Here is an 18,702-nt window from a genome sequence, read left to right on the forward strand (position 1 = left end):
ATAAAACCTTATTTCCTAAAGGAGGAAATTTTAGCATGACTGTTAAGATTGGTATTAATGGTTTTGGCCGTATCGGTCGTTTGGCATTCCGTCGTATTTACGAATTGGGTGCAAAGAGCAATGACATCCAGGTTGTTGCAATTAACGATCTGACCAGCCCAACCATGCTGGCTCACTTGCTGAAGTATGATTCAACCCACGGTACTTTCCCTGGTGAAGTTAGTGCAACCGATAACGGTATCGTCGTTGACGGTAAAGAATACCGTGTCTACGCAGAACCGCAAGCCCAGAATATTCCTTGGGTTAAGAACGATGGCGTTGACTATGTTCTTGAATGCACAGGCTTCTACACCTCTGCTGAAAAGTCACAAGCTCATTTGGACGCAGGCGCAAAGCGTGTTCTGATTTCTGCCCCAGCCGGCAAGATGAAGACCATCGTTTACAACGTCAACGATGACACTCTGAATGCAGACGACAAGATTGTTTCTGCTGGTTCTTGCACAACCAACTGCTTGGCACCAATGGCTTACTTCCTGAACAAGGAATTCGGCATCGAAGTTGGTACCATGACCACCGTTCATGCTTACACCTCAACTCAGATGTTGCTTGACGGCCCAGTTCGCGGTGGCAACCTGCGCGCTGCACGTTCCGCTGCTGCTAACACGATTCCTCACAGCACAGGTGCTGCTAAGGCTATCGGTTTGGTTATCCCAGAATTGAACGGCAAGTTGCAGGGTCACGCACAGCGTGTTTCTGTTGTTGACGGTTCTTTGACCGAATTGGTTTCCATCTTGAAGACCAAGAACGTTACTGCTGACCAAGTTAACGAAGCTATCAAGAAGCACACCGAAAACAACCCTAGCTTTGGCTGGAACGAAGACGAAATCGTATCTTCCGATGTTATCGGTACGACACAAGGTTCAATCTTTGATCCTACACAGACCGAAGTTACAACTGCTGGTGACTATCAATTAGTTAAGACGGTTGCTTGGTACGATAACGAATATGGCTTTACTTGCCAGATGATCCGTACCTTGCTGAAATTTGCTACTCTCTAATCCGGAGTAACGCTTTTCTAGCCGCAACATCCGAAGCGGAGGGAGCTTACTCCCTCCGCTTTTTTTTGGAAATAGGCGATCAATTCTCAGGATGTTTTAGCATCCTGCTGAAAACGAGCGCTTATTTCTGGTGTTAAGCGGTCGTTACTTGAAGTTAAGTCATCTTTAGGAAAAATAGGAGGTCATTTCTCTTGGCTAAATTAATTGTTTCAGACTTAGATGTTAAGGACAAAAAAGTTCTGATCCGCGTTGACTTCAACGTGCCGATCAAAGATGGTGTTATCGGTGATGATAACCGGATCGTGGCAGCATTGCCAACCATCCAGTATGTTATTGATCATGGTGGCAAGGCAATCCTTTTGTCACATCTCGGCCGTGTCAAGACCGAAGAAGACAAGGCTAAGCTGACCTTGAAGCCAGTTGCAGAACGTTTGAGTGAATTGCTGAAGAAGCCAGTGACATTTGTCCCGGCAACTCGCGGCAAGGAACTTGAAGATGCTATCAACAAGATGAATGATGGCGACGTTCTTGTTATGGAAAACACCCGGTTTGAAGATCTTGACGGCAAGAAAGAATCCGGCAACGATCCTGAACTTGGCAAGTACTGGGCAAGTCTTGGCGACTTATTCGTTAACGATGCCTTTGGGACTGCACACCGCAGCCATGCTTCAAACGTCGGCATTGCTTCCAACATGAAGCAAACTGCTGCCGGCTTCTTGATGGAAAAGGAAATCAAGTTCTTAGGCGATGCCGTTGACAACCCGAAACACCCATTCATTGCTATCTTGGGTGGTGCAAAGGTTTCCGATAAGATCGGCGTGATCGAAAACTTGGTACCTAAGGCTGATAAGATTCTTATCGGCGGCGGCATGACCTATACTTTCTATGCTGCTAAGGGTATGAGCATCGGTAAGTCTTTGGTTGAAAAAGACAAGATCGAACTTGCCAAGAAGATCATGGATCAGGCTGGCGACAAGCTGCTTTTGCCGGTTGATTCCGTTGTTGCAACTGAATTCTCTAACGATGCCCCACATAAAGTTGTTGACGGCGACATTCCTGATGGCTATATGGCCTTGGATATCGGCCCGAAGACAATCAAAGAATTCAAAGATGCTTTGCAAGGTGCCAAGACCGTTGTTTGGAATGGCCCAATGGGTGTCTTCGAAATGAGCAACTATGCTGAAGGGACCCTTGAAGTCGGCCGTGCCCTTGGCGACTTGAAGGATGCTACTACAATTATCGGCGGCGGCGATTCAACAGCTGCTGCTAAGCAATTGGGTATTGCACCTAAGATTACCCATATTTCCACTGGCGGTGGCGCTAGCCTTGAATATCTTGAAGGCAAGACCTTGCCAGGTATCGCAGCTATTTCTGACAAGTAATTGTCAGGCATGCTGATCTAACAGTCACTACCGGCAGACGGTGTCTGTCGGTACATATGAAAGGAAGATATGCCATGCGTACACCATTCATTGCTGGTAACTGGAAAATGAACAAAAATCCTAAGGAAACGCAAGAATTCTTAGACGGCGTTAAAGGCAAGTTGCCTGATGCAAGCAAGGTTGAGACTGTCATTGGCGCACCTGCCATTGATTTGACCACCTTAGTTGCTGGCGCTGAAGGCACACCTTTGAAGACGGCGGCTGAAAACTGCTACTTTGAAGACGAAGGTGCCTTCACTGGTGAAACCAGCCCGAAAGCTTTGAAAGAAATGAACGTTGATTACGTCATTATCGGTCACAGCGAACGTCGCGGCTATTTCCACGAAACCGATGAAGATATCAATAAGAAGGCTAAGGCCATCTTTAAGAACAATCTTTTGCCAATCATTTGCTGCGGCGAAAGTTTGGCTCAGCGCGAAGCTGGCCAAACCGAAGACTGGGTTGCTTCACAGATTGAAGCTGCTTTGGCCGGTTTAAGTGCTGACCAAGTCAAAGTTTCAGTCTTAGCCTATGAACCAATCTGGGCTATCGGGACAGGTAAGACGGCAACTGCCGATCAGGCACAAGAAGTTGTCGCACATATTCGTGCAACGGTTGAGAAGTTGTATAATAAAGATACGGCAGATGCTGTTCGTATTCTTTACGGCGGCTCTGTTAAACCAGCGAACGTCAAGGAATTAATGGCTAAGCCTGATATCGATGGCGGTTTAGTCGGTGGCGCTTCGATGGATCCTGAAAGTTTCATCGCCTTGGCTAACTACCAAGATTAATCTGGGTTCTACTATTAAACAGCCTTCTGGCAAAAAGGAGAAGAATTTATGTCTATCATTACTGATGTATTGGCACGCGAAGTCTTAGACTCCCGTGGCAACCCTACTGTTGAAGTTGAATTGTACACTGAAGACGGCGGCTTTGGCCGTGCGTTGGTACCATCAGGTGCTTCAACCGGTGAACACGAAGCCGTTGAACTTCGTGATGGTGACAAGGATCGTTTTGGCGGCAAGGGTGTTTTGAAGGCCGTTGGTCATGTGAACAACGAAATCGCTAAGGCGGTTATTGGCCTTGACGTGACTGAACAACGCCTGATTGACCAAACCATGATTGACCTTGACGGTACCCCGAACAAGGGCAAGTTTGGCGCCAATGCTATCTTGGGTGTTTCCTTGGCTGCAGCCCGTGCTGCTGCTGATGAAGTTGGCCTGCCATTGTATCAATATCTTGGCGGCCCGAATGCCCACGTTCTGCCAACGCCAATGATGAACGTCCTCAATGGTGGTGCACACTCAACCAACACCGTTGACTTCCAGGAATTCATGATCATGCCTGTTGGCGCTAAGAGCGTTCGTGAAGCTGTTCGGATGGGTTCAGAAACCTTCCATGCTTTACAGGCACTGTTGAAGAGTAAAGGCGACATCACCGCTGTTGGTGATGAAGGCGGCTTTGCCCCGAACTTGAAGGATAACGAAGAAGCCTTCGAACTTCTTGTTGAAGCAATCAAGAAGGCTGGCTACAAGCCAGGCGACGACATTGCTTTGGCCTTTGACGTTGCTGCTTCAGAAATGTACGATGCCGAGAGCAAGACATACACAACCAAGTGGTCTAACCCTGACAAGAAGTACACCACTGAAGAATGGACCGACATGATTGATGGTTACATTAACAAGTACCCAATTGTTTCTGTTGAAGATCCTATCGACGAAAACGACTGGGAAGGCTGGCAGACATTCACCAAGAAGATGGGCGACAAAGTCCAAATCGTTGGTGATGATCTGTTTGTTACCAACACCGACTACCTGAAGAAGGGTATCGATATGGGTGTTGCTAACTCCATCCTGATCAAGCTGAACCAGATCGGTACATTGACCGAAACCTTCGAAGCCATCGAAATGGCTAAAGAAGCTGGTTACACAGCTGTTGTTTCACATCGTTCCGGTGAAACTGAAGATACAACGATTGCTGACTTGGTTGTTGCAACCAACGCTGGCCAGATCAAGACTGGTTCAATGAGCCGGACAGATCGTATCGCTAAGTACAACCAGTTAATGCGGATCGAAGATCAACTGGGTGCACAATCCTTGTACAAGGGCCGCAAGTCCTTCTACAATGTGAAAGCAATCGACTAATTTGCTTAATTAGTTGGCAGCTTGGAAAGCACGTTTCCGTTAAGGAGCGTGCTTTTTTTGTGGAGCGTGAGCTGGCGCGGTTAGAAACCAGAGTTTGTAAGTTCAAGGTCCTTACATGCAGGTTTCTGCGCCAGCGAGCGCGTTTAATTGTGCGCGAACAGGAGCGCTTAGAAGCCGGAACATAAGTGGCTTCGACCAAATGGCGTGGTTTTAGCGAGGTCGCTTGGGTTGAAAGAATCAGGATTTTTTAATCGGTGAGACTGAATCGCGGTTGTCGGGTGCACCTTTCTGTATACTAGGGATAAGCACAAATGAAAGGACAGTTTTCTATGCAAACGACGCCACCTCATTGGCAACGAAACATTGCTATCTTTTTGCTTGGTCAATTTCTTTCTGGCATTACCAGTATGACGGTTCAGTATGCGATCATTTGGCACTTAACGGCTAAAACTGGTTCTGCAACGATTCTCAGCATTGCTACTTTATTAGGTATGTTGCCGACGATTTTGCTGAGTCCTTTTGTCGGGCCTTATATTGATCGCTTGAACAAGAAAATGTTGTTGATTGTACCGGATATTGTCGCCGCTATGGTGGCACTTATTTTGAGTGCCGTTGGCGAGTTCGGTGGCTTTTTTCCTGTTTGGCTGATCTTTGTGTCGTTGCTGGTGCGGGCGTTGGCACAAACATTCCAGATGCCGACGATTCAGGCTATTTTGCCAACCATGGTCCCTGGTGATCAGTTGACGCGCGTGAACGGTCAACTCGGTGTAGTGAATTCGGCGAACATGATTATTGCGCCGGCACTGGGAGCTGTCCTTTTTGGCCTGATGCCGATGCCGCTTTTGATTTTGTTAGATGTTTTAGGTGCGATTCTAGGAGTCAGCTTGCTGTTGTTCGTTAGTATTCCAGAAAATCGCTTGGTCGGGACAACCGTCCATGTTGCGCAGGATGCCAAGGTCGGGTGGCAATTGTTGCGAGGCAATCGTGGCCTGTGGTATATGACTTTAATTGGCATGTTGACGACGTTTGCCTTCATGCCAGCCGCTAGTATGTATCCTTTAATGACCATGCGTTATTTTCATGGCACTGTCGGTCAAGCTGGGTTGATTGAAGTTGTTTATTTTGCTGGCTCGTTACTTGGCGGCCTGCTCATTAGCGTCTTTGGCCATTTTCGTGATCGTATTCATCCGATTGTCTGGGGGATGGTGGTCATTGGCGTGACGTTTGGATTAAGTGGTGTTTTGCCACGAACTGAAAATGGCTTTTTATGGTTTCTTATCTTGAATGGCGTTGCTGGCTTAGCTTGGCCGTTTTTCAACACGCCTCTGATCGCGATGTATCAGCAAAGCTATGCTCCTGAGACGCTCGGACGGGTTATGGGGATTTTGAATGCGCTAATGAGTCTGCCAGGGCCGGTCGGCTTGATCTTTGCTGGTCCCATCGCCGATCGCTTTGGTGTCGCAACTTTATTTGTAGTTGCAGGGATCGGCGTGTTACTGGCCGCTGGCGTTATGTTCGGCTTGAAGATCACCCGTGAATATGACCGCCAGTTGCAAGCAGATGGGTCATCAGATTTGACTAAAAGGGGATAGATCGTATGAAAAAATTTTTCACCGTGTTTGCTCGGCTAGAAGTTGTTTTAGGATTGACGATGTTATGGATGACGTGGGATGTCGGCTTGCGAGCATCTGGCCAGATTTTTGGCGCCTTAGTTGTTTTAATCGGGATTGTGCTTTTATACGGGTTGATCATTTATGCGTTGATTGGCTGGTTCATGGATCCTACGCACCGTTACTGGTATGTGCTGACACTGGTGCTAACTTTGCTGTACAACGTGTTAGCCTGGACCTTTCCCAGCGTCATGATCCAAACATGGGCCACATATCCATTTCCGCTTATCACTTTGTTAATCGGTGTAATGTTGGTTTGGGTGGCTCGGCAAGAAAAACAATAATTGGTTTTGCTGACTCGGGTGACTGAGTCGTTTTTGATTCCCAGCCAGAGGTATATACTGAGATCATGTTGTACTGGAGGGGAATTACTTGGCACGACCTGTAAAAGAAAAATTTGACGTTACTCGCCTGCGATTTGTGCTACTCGGACTACTCGTTGGTTTAATGAGCGGCACTGTTGTCAGCGCGTTTCGCTATTGTATTGAAGTAGGGCTGCGCTATAGTCGGCTGGTATATGGGCACTTGCGAATAGCGCCGTTTGTCTGGTGGCAATGGGCGTTGTTGATCGGTGTCAATCTTGGTTTGGCGTTAATCGTGGCGTGGCTTCTCAAGAAAGAGCCCTATATTTCTGGCTCTGGGATTCCGCAAGTTGAAGGCCAATTGGCTGGTGAATTGGAGATGCACTGGTGGTCGATCCTCTGGCGAAAATTTGTCGGCGGTGTTCTGGCGCTGGGGCCTGGGTTGTTTCTCGGACGGGAAGGACCGTCGATTCAGTTAGGCGCTTCAGTCGGGCAAGGTTTAGCTGCTGGGTTCAAGCTATCAGGAACTGATCGGCGATTGTTAATTGCATCCGGTTCCGCTGCTGGCTTGGCGGCGGCGTTTAATGCACCCATTGCTGGGACCTTGTTTGTCTTAGAAGAGGTTTATCATAATTTCTCACCGCTTGTTTGGTTAACGGCATTGGCTGGGGCAATTGGATCGGATTTTGTTTCACTGAATGTTTTCGGACTTGTTCCGGTGCTGCATTTAAGCTATTCGCGTAGTTTACCTGTATCGAGTTATTGGCATTTAATTTTGCTAGGCATTCTTTTGGGCTTGTTTGGGTACTTATACCAGCGAATCTTGTTGGTGATGCCGCGGTGGTATCGCAACTTGACACATTTACCGCGGCCATTACAAGGCATTGTACCGTTTCTGCTGGTGATTCTGGTTGGCTATTTTGCACCAAACTTACTTGGTGGTGGCAATGGTTTGATTGTCGGTTTTGGCCAGTATGTGCCATCTTTGCTTGTATTGATCGCAATTTTTGTTGTACGTTTCGTTTTTTCAATGATTTCATATGGTTCTGGATTACCAGGTGGCATTTTTCTGCCGATTCTTTCTTTGGGTGCCGTGATCGGTGCCATTTATGGCGTCTTCATGAATCAACTCGGCTTATTGCCGCACGTCTATATCATGAACTTAATCATTTTTTCAATGGCCGGTTACTTTGCTGGCATTGGAAAAGCACCGTTTACTGCGATTCTATTGGTAACGGAGATGGTTGGTAATTTGACGCATTTGATGCCGTTAGCGGTTCTATCGTTAACTGCTTATCTCGTGGTTGATTTGCTTGGCGGTGCGCCGATCTATGAAGCGTTACTCGAGCAAATGACAATGCCGAAAACAGTTCAACAGCTTCATCGACCCGACCGACTGGAAATACCGGTTTTCTTCGGCAGTCCCTTGAATGGCAAAATGGTCCGCGATATGCCATGGCCTAAAGAAGCATTACTAATCGGAATCCGGCGTGGCGAACAGGAAGTGATTCCACATGGTGATTCCTTGATCCGTGAAGGTGATACGTTGGTGCTGTTAACGGATGCGACCCAACGTGCTCGGGTCAAGCGGCGGATTGATGCGCTATCGGCGGCGTTGGGGAAAACGCACCAAAACTCATGAGCAAGTTATCTGTCAGGACGTTGACGTGCTTTTATTGTGAGTTATTTTACTTGCTGTGAGACGGTTCAAGTAGCTAAAAAGGTGGATTTCAGCAAAGATGCCTCTTTTAGGTAGAATGCGTTCGCCTTTATGTTGCTTTTATGCTAAACTACTAGGGTGAGATTTTTCGCAAGGGAGGCAACAACTTGCAAAGTTTATTGACCACATTTCTTGTGATCGATTCGATTTTGATCGTGATCGCAACATTAATGCAACCAAGCAAACAACAAGATGCGTTAAGCGCATTGTCCGGTGGGGCAACAGATCTTTTCGGGAAGACGAAATCCCGCGGCTTCGAAGCTTTCATGGAGAAAGTCACCGTTGTACTAGGTGTTATTTTCTTCGGCCTCGCAATCGCGCTGGTATATCTGGAAGCCCATTAACGAAAGTCTCCTGGTACTCAGGAGACTTTTTTTGCAGAGCGTTCATTGGCCCGGTTTCTGGGCCAGGAAACGCGTTTCGACAGCAACTGCGGTGGAATAGCTAACCATATGACAAGGCTGACTTTATCCGCCAATAGACAAGACCTACAACCGTTTTTTCACCGCAATATCGAGCCTTTTCACCAAGAGATTGAAGTTCCACTTGTCCACCCAGCCACTTGCCACAAAGGATGAAACCCATCATGATCTTTCGTGAACCGCAACCATTCGAATACGAGGGCACTGATACCGGTGTTGTTTTGCTGCATGCCTATACTGGCAGCCCAAACGACATGAACTTCATGGGGCGGGCCTTGCAGCGGGCTGGGTATGGCGTGTATGCGCCGTTGTTCACGGGACATGGTACCATTGAGCCAATGGATATTGTGACTAAGGGCAACCCAGATATTTGGTGGGCAGAGGCCAGCGCGGCTGTTTCGCATATGACAGCAAAGTATGACCGTGTTTTTGTTTTTGGATTATCACTCGGCGGTATTTTCGCCATGAAAGCTTTGGAAATATTACCCGGTGTCACAGCTGGCGGCGTTTTTTCATCGCCGATCTTACCGGGCAAGCATCATCTCGTGCCAGGGTTTCTGAGATACGCACAATATATGAATCGTTTGGCAGGTGTACCGGACGAAAGTACTCAGATTTTGGCTTACTTACCAGGCCAGCTGGCGGCGATTGACAATTTCGCCACTGGGGTTGCCGCCGATCTGTATTTAGTTAATAAGCCGATCTTTATCGGCCAAGCCGGTGCTGATGAATTAGTTGATGGGCAGCTGGCCTATCAGCTACGGGATGCACTCATCAATGCACCGCAAGTAGATTTCCATTGGTATGACAATGCCAAACATGTGATCACCGTGAATTCGGCGCATCACGCACTACAACAAGACGTTATCGCATTTATGCAACAAGAAAACGAGGGATAGCATGACCACAGTTGGCCATATTCGTAATGAACTTTTAGCAACATTTCGTAAAAATCCGAAGATTGATTATTCGGTCCAGACGCTGAGTCGTGCCTTGAAATTAAACGAAGGCACTGATTTTAAAACGCTGGTTCAAGCCTTAACTGGTATGGAAAATGACAATTTAATCCATCCCATTAGTGAAGGCCGTTATGCTTGGGGCGGCACGCCTAAAGTGTTGACAGGTATTTTCCATGGCAATGAAAAAGGGTTTGGTTTCGTTGCGATTGAAGATCAGGACAATGATGTTTATGTGCCGTCAACGAGCACTGATTTTGCTTTGGACGGTGATACCGTTGAAGTCCGTACCGTCCGTGAAGCACGCCCAAACGATACGCGTGGACCAGAAGGCGAAATCACTAAGGTTGTTGAACGCAGCCTAACGACACTTGTAGGCGAATTCAAACCATTTTCCGACAAAGATCGGGCCAAGTCTGGTTTTATTGGTATGGTTGTCAGCCACGAGAAGAAACTGAAGAATTTTCCGGTTTATGTCAAAGACACTGGTACCATGCCGCAATTAGGCGACATGACGGTTACCGAGATTACGGAATTTCCTAATGAACACCATCCGAAGCTGATGTATGGCATGGTGGTTGAAACATTGGGAAATAAGAATGATCCCGGTGTGGATATTATGTCATTAGTGATGCAAAACCATATCAAGACTGAGTTTCCTGATGAGGTAATGACTCAAACTAATGATATCCCGGATCATGTCACCCCAGAAGAACGGGTGAACCGTAAAGATATCACCGATCAAGCCGTTGTGACGATTGACGGCGACGACAGTAAAGACTTCGATGATGCCGTTGTCGTTTGGAAATTGCCAAACGGAAACTTCCATCTTGGTGTGCATATTGCAGACGTGTCGCACTATGTTACAGAAGGCTCAGCGTTGGACAAAGAAGCGTTTGATCGCGGGACTAGTACGTATCTGGTCGACCGTGTCATTCCGATGCTGCCATTCCGGCTGTCTAATGGCATTTGTTCGTTGAATCCTGGCGTTGATCGCTTGGCGATGTCTTGTGATATGGAAATTGATCAAGATGGTCACGTGGTTAATCACGAGATTTATCAAAGCATCATCAAGAGCCATGCGCGGATGACTTATAACAACGTCAACAAGATTGTGACCGACCATGACCCAGAAGTGATGGCCGAGTATCAGGAACTTGTGCCGATGTTTGAAGACATGGTTCAACTGCATCAAATTCTTTACAAGATGCGGCATGCTCGAGGTGCCATTGACTTCGAAGAAAACGAAGCCAAGATCATTGTTGATGATATGGGTCACCCAACAGACATTGTTCTGCGTGAGCGTGGTGTGTCAGAACGAATGATTGAATCCTTCATGCTGGCCGCTAACGAAACCGTCGCTGAACATTACAACAAGCAACATTTACCATTCTTATACCGGGTTCACGAAACACCAGATGCCGACCGCATTAAAGAATTCATGGAATTCATTGCTAGTTTTGGTATCACCGTGCCGATGAAAAAAGGCAAAGAAATCACCCCAAAGCAACTTCAGGATGTTGTGACAGATGTCACCGGCACGCCTGAAGAAGCAATGGTGAGCGTTAAAATGCTGCGGAGTTTAAAACAGGCTCGGTATTCACCAGATCCACTTGGACATTTTGGCTTGGCAGCAAAGTATTACTGCCACTTTACCAGTCCAATTCGGCGTTATCCTGACTTGGTCGCTCATCGCTTGATTCGTGATTATGCGGTTGAAGGCACTGGCGACGATATCAAGGCAAGCTGGAATAAGAAATTACCAGATATTGCAGCTCAGGCATCCATGGCGGAACGGCGGAGCATTGACGCTGAGCGTGCAGTTGACGATCTTAAGAAAGCTGAATTTATGGCTGATAAGGTCGGCGAAGAATTTGATGCTGTTGTTAGCGGCGTGACGAGCTTTGGGATGTTTGTGGCTTTGCCGAACACCGTAGAAGGGCTTGTTCATATCACGCGGATGACCGATGATTATTATTCATTCATCGATAGTCAGATGGCTTTAGTTGGCGAACGCACCAAGCGCACGTACCGAATTGGCCAGTCTTTGCGAGTTAAACTTGATAATGTTGATATTGATCAACGACAGGTAGACTTTTCATTGATTCCTGATGAAAATACGCCAACAAGTGATCTGGGCAAGTTCGTCAAAAAAGAAGACCGGCGTGAACGTCGGCCAAATGGCAACAAGCCTGGTTTTGGCAATAATAACCATGGTGGGCCAAATCGTAATCAACACAACAATCGACCACGCAAACCAGCTGGTGCGCCACATCAAGGCAAGCACTATAATGCCAAGCGCGGCACTAAATAACGCTGGGAACTTTTGAAAGGGGGATGGTTCAATGGCGAAGAAACATCGACAAAAACCTGACAACCTGCTCGCCCAGAATAAAAAGGCCGGTCATGATTACAACATTCTTGATACCTACGAAGCCGGTATTGCGCTGACAGGTACCGAAATCAAATCCGTGCGTGATGGCAAACTTAATTTACGTGACGGTTTTGCCCGAATTCGGAATAATGAGGCGTGGTTAGAAAACGTCCACATTAGTCCGTATAAAGAGGGCAATTTATTCAACGTTGACCCAATGCGTAATCGCAAGCTGCTCTTGCACAAACGAGAAATTCGCAAGTTAGGTCAAATGACAGCGCGCCAAGGTGTCACGCTTGTGCCGTTGCGGATGTATCTAAAACACGGCTATGCCAAGGTTCTGATTGGTGTGGCTGAAGGGAAGCATAACTACGACAAACGTGAAACCTTAAAGCGCAAGGATCAGGAACGCGAGGTTCAGCGCGCTTTGAAGGCACGGTATTAAACGCCCAGTGGCATTAAGCTAATGCTGATCTGAGCATCAAAAATCGATCTTCTAGCTTGTCCATCAGCAATATCATGATGTCGCTGATGTGCAGGTTAGGTGACGTTATGCCAACTGAGTTTTATCAGTAAAGAGCATCGGGAGAAACCCGATGCTCTTTTTGTTTTGCTATCATTTATTTCTAAACAAGCTAAAGTGTTGATGTTATATAAATAATTACACTATTGATTGACTAATGATTTCTTTTTCATTGTTTTGCTTATTTATTTATATAAAATGGCGATTTTTCCTTCTAAGGTTTTACTTAAGTAAGAACTAATATAAAATAGGGCAAGGAGACTGTCGTTGGTCAATGCCTTTGTCGACGAACTTCAGTTGAGGAGGGAGGATAGCATTTGTGGTCACACTGTCTGATGTCGCGAAAGAAGCCAATGTTTCAAAAATGACCGTGTCCCGTGTCATCAATCATCCTGAGCAAGTGACGCCTGAGTTAAAACAACTCGTCGAACAAGCAATGGCGATTTTGCATTATCGACCTAACTCTGCAGCGAAGGCTTTGGCCAATAATCGGACTAACGTTATCAAGTTTTTGATTCTTGAAGATGTGGATACGACCGAACCTTATTACATGACGTTGCTATTCGGCATTGCCCGAGGACTTGATCGTCAGCAGTATGCTTTGCAATTAGTGACAGATTGCGAGCATCTTGATTTGGATCACGCCGATGGGTACATTATTACGGGTGCGCGGTCGACTGATTGTCAATGGATTGATCAGTTAGCGAAACCGGTTGTTTTATTTGGGGAAAATCGTCATGGTTATGATTTTATTGATACGGACAATAAATTAGGCGAACAGCAAGCAACCGAATATGCGCTGGCCAAGAATTATCAATCGATTATTTTTCTTGGTATTGATGTGAGAGAACCGTTTGAATATTCGCGTGAAGCAGGGTATATCAATACTTTGCAGAGACATCAAAAAGTACCGCAGATTCATCGAATGGGTAATCATAGTCACGAATCGCAACATTTTATCAGTGAAAATTGGCGAAAGTTCGCGCGAAATACTGTTTTCATCTGTGCAAGTGATCGCCTCGCGTTAGGTGCGGTCAGAGCGATTCAACAAAATGGTGGGCGAATTCCAACCGACTTTGGCGTCATCGGATTTGATGGCGTTTTTCTGGATCAAGTTTCAAATCCAAAATTAACCACCGTGAAACAACCGGTGGTGCAACTTGGTGAACTATTAGCACGGATGCTCTTGCAAAAAATCGCCCAGTCAGGCGCACAACAAGGTGAACTACTGGTGCCGCCAAAATTAGTGCTGCGCGGGACGATACGCACTTAGGTGATTATAGAATTCCGATCTGGCAAAATGAGTTTGTCTACTGATAGGTCGGGGTAACATTCACAGTTATCAAACAGGCCAACAATTTTCCGCTGGGAAATTGTTGGCTTTTCTTCACTTCATTTTGATAACGGTAACAAACGCAGTTAACTTGTATCATGCGTGCGCTTTCACTATGCTAGTTGGAAAAGGGGGCGGGTCACATGAGCACTTGGTATGATCAGGCGATTATTTATCAAATTTATCCGAAGTCATTTCAGGACAGTGATGGCGACGGTATTGGGGATCTTAACGGCATTCGGCAACGCATACCGTATCTGCAGGACTTAGGCATCAACGCCGTTTGGCTGAATCCTGTGTTTGTATCACCGCAAGTCGATAATGGGTATGATGTCGCCAACTATTACGCGATTGATGAGCGAATGGGAACGATGGCCGATATGCAGGCTTTGATTCATGAACTTCATGAAGCGGGTATCCGTATCATCCTGGATTTTGTTTTGAACCACACATCAGATCAGCACCCGTGGTTTCAAGATGCAAGCCGGAATGTAAAAAGTATTTATCGCCTCAATTTTCAAGTCAAGTGCAACGATGATAACGAATTCTTGATAGTGGTCTAGGCTGTTACGCCATGCATCGGTAGTAATCGCATGGGCGAAGATAGTTCAGAATACGTCTGGGACGATGGTTCAGTGCGGATTGGACTGCTTGAATTTCAACCAGGGTAATTGCTCTGAGAGACTTCCCTTTCGGGAAGAATTCCCTAAGCAGTCCATTGGCGTTCTCGTTTGTGCCACGCTCCCAAGGCGAGTACGGATGTGCGAAGTAAATCTGGGTTCCAACAATCTCTGATAACTTGGCAAACTCGGAACCATTGTCAAAAGTGATACTCTCAAATTCCTTGGCCCCGTAGTCGTCGATCGTGTCCTGCAAGGCTTTAAGGCAGGTGCCCGCATGATAGTCAGGAATCTTGACGATGATCTCAGTCCGGCTGTACCGTTCTGTGAGCGTCATTAATGCTGGCTCATCAGCTAAGCGAATACCTTTGACCAAGTCGCCTTCCCAATGTCCCACGCCTGTGCGGTCATTCACGGCCGCAGGACGCAACTCGATTGAGTCGCCGTATATCTTCTTATTCTTGCGCTTGTGGGCGTTCTTATAGCCTTTGATGCGGCGTCGGAGCTTCTTGGGAAGTGTCATGTTGTCTAGCTCAAGCAGCCCGGCGTCGATGTAGCGATAGACAGTTGTCGTTGAAGGGCAAGCCTTGCCCTGGTCGCGATAGAAGTGTACGAAGCTATCAACGCTGTGTACGCGCGGCTTACGAGTAAGCTCCCTGGCGAGAGCCTTGAAGAACGCACGGCCGGTCTTAAGAAAGGCGTAGTGACCGGTTCTATCGCGTTTACGGTCGTGCATGGCTTGGGCAGTTTCCGCAAGATAGACTTGATGCGAGTGACGCTTCGAGTCGAGCTGAGTTACAGATCCACGCGTGATTTCTCGTGAGATTGTCGCTTTACTGCGATGAAGCTTCTGTGCAATCACGGTCGCGGTGTCACCAGCAGCCTGAAGGGCCTGAATTGTAGCACGGTCGCTAAAACTGAGTTGTTGGTAATGCTTGTGGGTGTTAGTCTGAGAGTGGGTCATGAAGATTCCTGCTTTCTTGTTTAGCTAGCACTAACAAGAATAGGTCTTCATGGCCTTTATGGTCTAGTCGTCAGGGTGTTGCACTTGAATTGTAAACTGGGGAAAAGTATTTATCGTGATTATTATATTTTTTCTGGACATCATCATAAAAGACCAAATAATTGGGGAAGCTTCTTCGGCGGCTCGGTTTGGTCGCCTGATCCAGCCGGTACCGGTCAATCCTATTTCCATTTATTTGATCAGCACATGCCGGATTTGAATTGGGCCAATGCCGAGGTTCGGCGTGCGATGGGGGATGTTGCTGAATTTTGGCTAAACAAGGGAATTGATGGGTTGCGGCTTGACGCGTTTATTCATATTGCCAAAGTTGATCTGGCGCAAAACTATCCAACGTCGGAAAGCCAACAAGAGCCTGTGATTGCAGAACCGTTTTTTGCTAATCTGCCCAATGTTCAGCGGTGGTTGCGGCCCTTCTGTGCTCAGATCAAGGCAGATTTTCCAAATACCTTTATACGTGGGGAAGCGGCAAGTGCAAATGTCAATCTTGCTGTTGACTACACGAGCCAGCATAACAAATTGATGGATAGTGTGATTACTTTCCGATATTTTACCGAAGATACAACGCAACTTGACACCAGCATCCCAGCGCAGTATCAGCCGAAACCTTTGGATTTTGCAAAGTTTAAACAGACACAGGTTGTTTGGCAGCAAACACTTGCTGGTGTGTCGTTGCCGACGCTTTATTGGGGCAATCATGATATGGCTCGTCTGGCTACGCGCGTTGCCCATTCAGCGATTCAGGCGAGAAGTCTGGCAGTGTTGATGTATTTACAACGCGGTATTCCAATCATCTATTACGGTGAAGAGCTAGGACTTGAAAATCTCACGTTGCCTGATGCGAAAGCTTTTTCCGATCCAAGCGTCCCGCGTTTCATTGCAGCAGCTGTGGATGCAGGGTATACCCAGGAGGCGGCGTTAGCGATGGTCAATGCGACCCATAAGTTGCCAGCGAGAGGGCCGATGACGTGGGATGCGACAACCAATAGTGGCTTTACGAGCGGCACGCCTTGGTTGGTTGGCAAGCGCAGCAGCTGCACGCATGTTGCCGAACAACAACATGATCCGCACAGCAGCCTTGCATTTTACAAGCAATTGATTGCTTTAAAGAAACGGTCAGTCTTTCAAACAGGCAGTTTTCGACTGTTGAGCACGGGGCCAGACAGCTATGTGTATCTTCGCCAGACAGACAAGGCGATTGCCGTTGTGGCGGTTGCTTTGAGTGATAAAACAGTCAACCTTAGATTGCCAGCCGGTGACTATCAAGCGGTGCTAATCGTCGGTGACGCGACACTGAGCGAAGAAACACTGACACTATCAGCCGATTCAGCAGCAGTATTCATTCAGGAAAAGGAGCGTGCTAAGCCATGAATTTAGCAGCTATGTCTCATCGACCAGAAAGTGAAGATTGTTTCTTATATACCAATAAAAAGCTACGTTTGCGGTTCCATACGGCACAAAACGATGTCGCCAAGGTGGTTGTTTTGTATGGTGATCCTTACTGGCAAGAGCTTGATCAGCATCAACAATATCGGTTGAGTTATCAGCGCAAACCGATGAGTCAGCTAGGGACAGGTCAAGTTGCTGATCATTGGGGAGTGACCTTGGAGGCGCCTTATCAACGTCTGCAGTACCTGTTTGAAGTGACCGGACAGGACGGTAGCAAATGGTTATTTGGTGATCGGGGATTGCGAAAAGACACAGAGTCCGCGCGAATTGATACCGGCAATTATTTTCGTGTGCCGTATTTTCACGAGATTGATCGGGTGAAAACGCCTGATTGGGTGAAAGAAACCGTTTGGTACCAAATTTTTCCGGAAAGATTTGCCAACGGTGATAGCACAAATGATCCTGTTGGCACGAAACCTTGGCGACCGTCTGATCATCCTGGACGTGATGATTACTATGGTGGTGATTTACAGGGGGTCTTGGATCACTTAGATGATTTGCAAGCATTGGGTGTCAATGGTCTGTACTTTTGTCCTATCTTTACCGCGAGTTCAAACCATAAATATGACACCATTGATTATTTAACGATTGATCCGGATTTCGGTGATAAGACACTGTTTGCCAAGTTGGTTAATGAAGCCCATAAACGCGGGATGCGCGTCATGCTGGATGCCGTGTTTAACCACATGGGCTTTGCTAGCATGCAGTGGCAGGATGTCTTAGCAAATGGCAAAAAATCACGCTTTGCTTCGTGGTTCCACATTCATGATTATCCATTGACGCCATTTCATAATCCCCTGAAAGGCGAGGGAGCGCCACAATACGATACATTTGCGTTTGAGTCGCGAATGCCAAAGTTAGATACGGCCAATCCAGCGGTTCAGGATTATCTACTGCAAGTGGCAACTTACTGGATTCAAGCATTTGATATTGATGCCTGGCGTTTAGATGTGGCGAACGAAGTTGATCATCATTTTTGGAAAAGATTTTACAGCGCTGTCACCGCCATTAAACCGGATTTTTATATTTTGGGCGAGGTTTGGCATAGCAGTCAACCTTGGTTAAATGGCGATGAATTTTCCGGTGTTATGAATTATGCCTTCACGCAGCAAATAGAGGACCACTTTTTGACCGGTAAGCAGACAGCTGCGGGGATGACCGCTTTGTTAACGGACCAATTGATGCTTTACCGCGATCAGACAAATCAAGTGATGTTAAATATGTTAGATTCGCACGATACACCGCGGTTGTTAACGGTAGCAGGTGATGACATTGATCTAGCGTTGCAAGCATTGACCTTTGCTTTTCTTCAGACAGGTACGCCATGTCTTTATTATGGAACTGAGATGGGCATGGATGGGGAAAATGATCCTGATGATCGAAAACCAATGGATTGGACAAAATTAGGTCAGCCAATTTGGCAACGGGTGGCGAAGCTCATCGGCTTTCGTCGTGAACATGCGGCTACCCTTGGGCGTGGTATGACCAAATTAGAAGTGACACCTTCTGGATTAATTAAGGTTGTGCGCCACGGCCGTGAAACGCTGACGGCATATTTCAATACCACAGCGTCATCGGTTCCTTTGACGGCGGCACCTGTTTTGCATCAAAGGTTTGCTCAAAATGAGTTAGCTCCAAAAGGATTTGTTGTAGTAGTAAACTAATTATGATAGCGGTAACATTCATTTT

Annotated in this window: 14 protein-coding genes and 2 pseudogenes; 15 read left to right on the forward strand and 1 reads right to left on the reverse strand. The window is 46.8% G+C overall.

Annotation, left to right across the window (positions count from 1 at the left end):
* Positions 1-35: 35 nt before the first annotated feature.
* The 13 genes and pseudogenes from gap to LBPC_RS04895 all read left to right on the forward strand — a co-directional run.
* Positions 36-1,058: a type I glyceraldehyde-3-phosphate dehydrogenase gene (gene gap / locus LBPC_RS04835; protein ID WP_003564265.1), complete on the forward strand. Its 1,023-nt coding sequence runs from the start codon at positions 36-38 to the stop codon at positions 1,056-1,058.
* Positions 1,059-1,249: 191 nt separating this feature from the next.
* A complete protein-coding gene (locus LBPC_RS04840) occupies positions 1,250-2,440 on the forward strand; it encodes a phosphoglycerate kinase (protein ID WP_003564267.1) in 1,191 nt (396 codons plus the stop codon).
* Positions 2,441-2,514: 74 nt separating this feature from the next.
* Entirely contained in the window at positions 2,515-3,270 is a 756-nt protein-coding gene (gene tpiA / locus LBPC_RS04845; protein WP_003564269.1) for a triose-phosphate isomerase, read from the forward strand.
* A gap of 48 nt (positions 3,271-3,318) precedes the next feature.
* The gene (gene eno / locus LBPC_RS04850; RefSeq protein ID WP_003564271.1) at positions 3,319-4,623 is read left to right on the forward strand and encodes a phosphopyruvate hydratase; all 1,305 of its coding nucleotides are present in this window, start codon (positions 3,319-3,321) and stop codon (positions 4,621-4,623) included.
* 329 nt (positions 4,624-4,952) lie between these two features.
* Complete coding sequence (locus tag LBPC_RS04855; protein WP_016376990.1) at positions 4,953-6,215, forward strand: MFS transporter; 1,263 nt, start codon at positions 4,953-4,955, stop codon at positions 6,213-6,215.
* A 5-nt stretch (positions 6,216-6,220) separates the two neighbouring features.
* The gene (locus tag LBPC_RS04860) at positions 6,221-6,577 is read left to right on the forward strand and encodes a hypothetical protein (protein ID WP_003593913.1); all 357 of its coding nucleotides are present in this window, start codon (positions 6,221-6,223) and stop codon (positions 6,575-6,577) included.
* An 88-nt stretch (positions 6,578-6,665) separates the two neighbouring features.
* Positions 6,666-8,237: a ClC family H(+)/Cl(-) exchange transporter gene (locus LBPC_RS04865; RefSeq protein ID WP_003564276.1), complete on the forward strand. Its 1,572-nt coding sequence runs from the start codon at positions 6,666-6,668 to the stop codon at positions 8,235-8,237.
* Positions 8,238-8,422: 185 nt separating this feature from the next.
* The gene (secG, locus tag LBPC_RS04870) at positions 8,423-8,659 is read left to right on the forward strand and encodes a preprotein translocase subunit SecG (protein ID WP_003564279.1); all 237 of its coding nucleotides are present in this window, start codon (positions 8,423-8,425) and stop codon (positions 8,657-8,659) included.
* Positions 8,660-8,901: 242 nt separating this feature from the next.
* Complete coding sequence (locus LBPC_RS04875) at positions 8,902-9,636, forward strand: alpha/beta hydrolase (RefSeq protein WP_016365966.1); 735 nt, start codon at positions 8,902-8,904, stop codon at positions 9,634-9,636.
* A 1-nt stretch (position 9,637) separates the two neighbouring features.
* A complete protein-coding gene (gene rnr, locus LBPC_RS04880) occupies positions 9,638-12,007 on the forward strand; it encodes a ribonuclease R (protein WP_003661305.1) in 2,370 nt (789 codons plus the stop codon).
* Between the two features lie 31 nt (positions 12,008-12,038).
* Positions 12,039-12,512 (forward strand): SsrA-binding protein SmpB, encoded by a 474-nt coding sequence (smpB, locus tag LBPC_RS04885; protein WP_003564285.1) that lies wholly within the window; start codon positions 12,039-12,041, stop codon positions 12,510-12,512.
* Between the two features lie 397 nt (positions 12,513-12,909).
* Positions 12,910-13,863 (forward strand): LacI family DNA-binding transcriptional regulator, encoded by a 954-nt coding sequence (locus LBPC_RS04890; protein ID WP_003593921.1) that lies wholly within the window; start codon positions 12,910-12,912, stop codon positions 13,861-13,863.
* A gap of 203 nt (positions 13,864-14,066) precedes the next feature.
* A pseudogene (locus tag LBPC_RS04895) lies at positions 14,067-14,432 on the forward strand (alpha-amylase family glycosyl hydrolase); the annotation flags it as partial.
* A 58-nt stretch (positions 14,433-14,490) separates the two neighbouring features.
* Here the strand turns inward: LBPC_RS04895 and LBPC_RS04900 are convergent.
* Entirely contained in the window at positions 14,491-15,507 is a 1,017-nt protein-coding gene (locus LBPC_RS04900) for an IS30 family transposase (protein WP_003596308.1), read from the reverse strand.
* A 102-nt stretch (positions 15,508-15,609) separates the two neighbouring features.
* Here LBPC_RS04900 and LBPC_RS04905 point away from each other — a divergent pair.
* Together LBPC_RS04905 and LBPC_RS04910 are read left to right on the forward strand one after the other, a co-directional pair.
* Positions 15,610-16,935, forward strand: a pseudogene (locus tag LBPC_RS04905) (alpha-amylase family glycosyl hydrolase); the annotation flags it as partial.
* Positions 16,932-18,677 (forward strand): glycoside hydrolase family 13 protein, encoded by a 1,746-nt coding sequence (locus LBPC_RS04910; protein ID WP_003661300.1) that lies wholly within the window; start codon positions 16,932-16,934, stop codon positions 18,675-18,677. The pseudogene LBPC_RS04905 and the gene LBPC_RS04910, both read left to right, overlap by 4 nt.
* Positions 18,678-18,702: the final 25 nt, after the last annotated feature.

Origin of the sequence: Lacticaseibacillus paracasei subsp. paracasei (assembly GCF_000829035.1) — a bacterium.
Classification (GTDB): domain Bacteria; phylum Bacillota; class Bacilli; order Lactobacillales; family Lactobacillaceae; genus Lacticaseibacillus; species Lacticaseibacillus paracasei.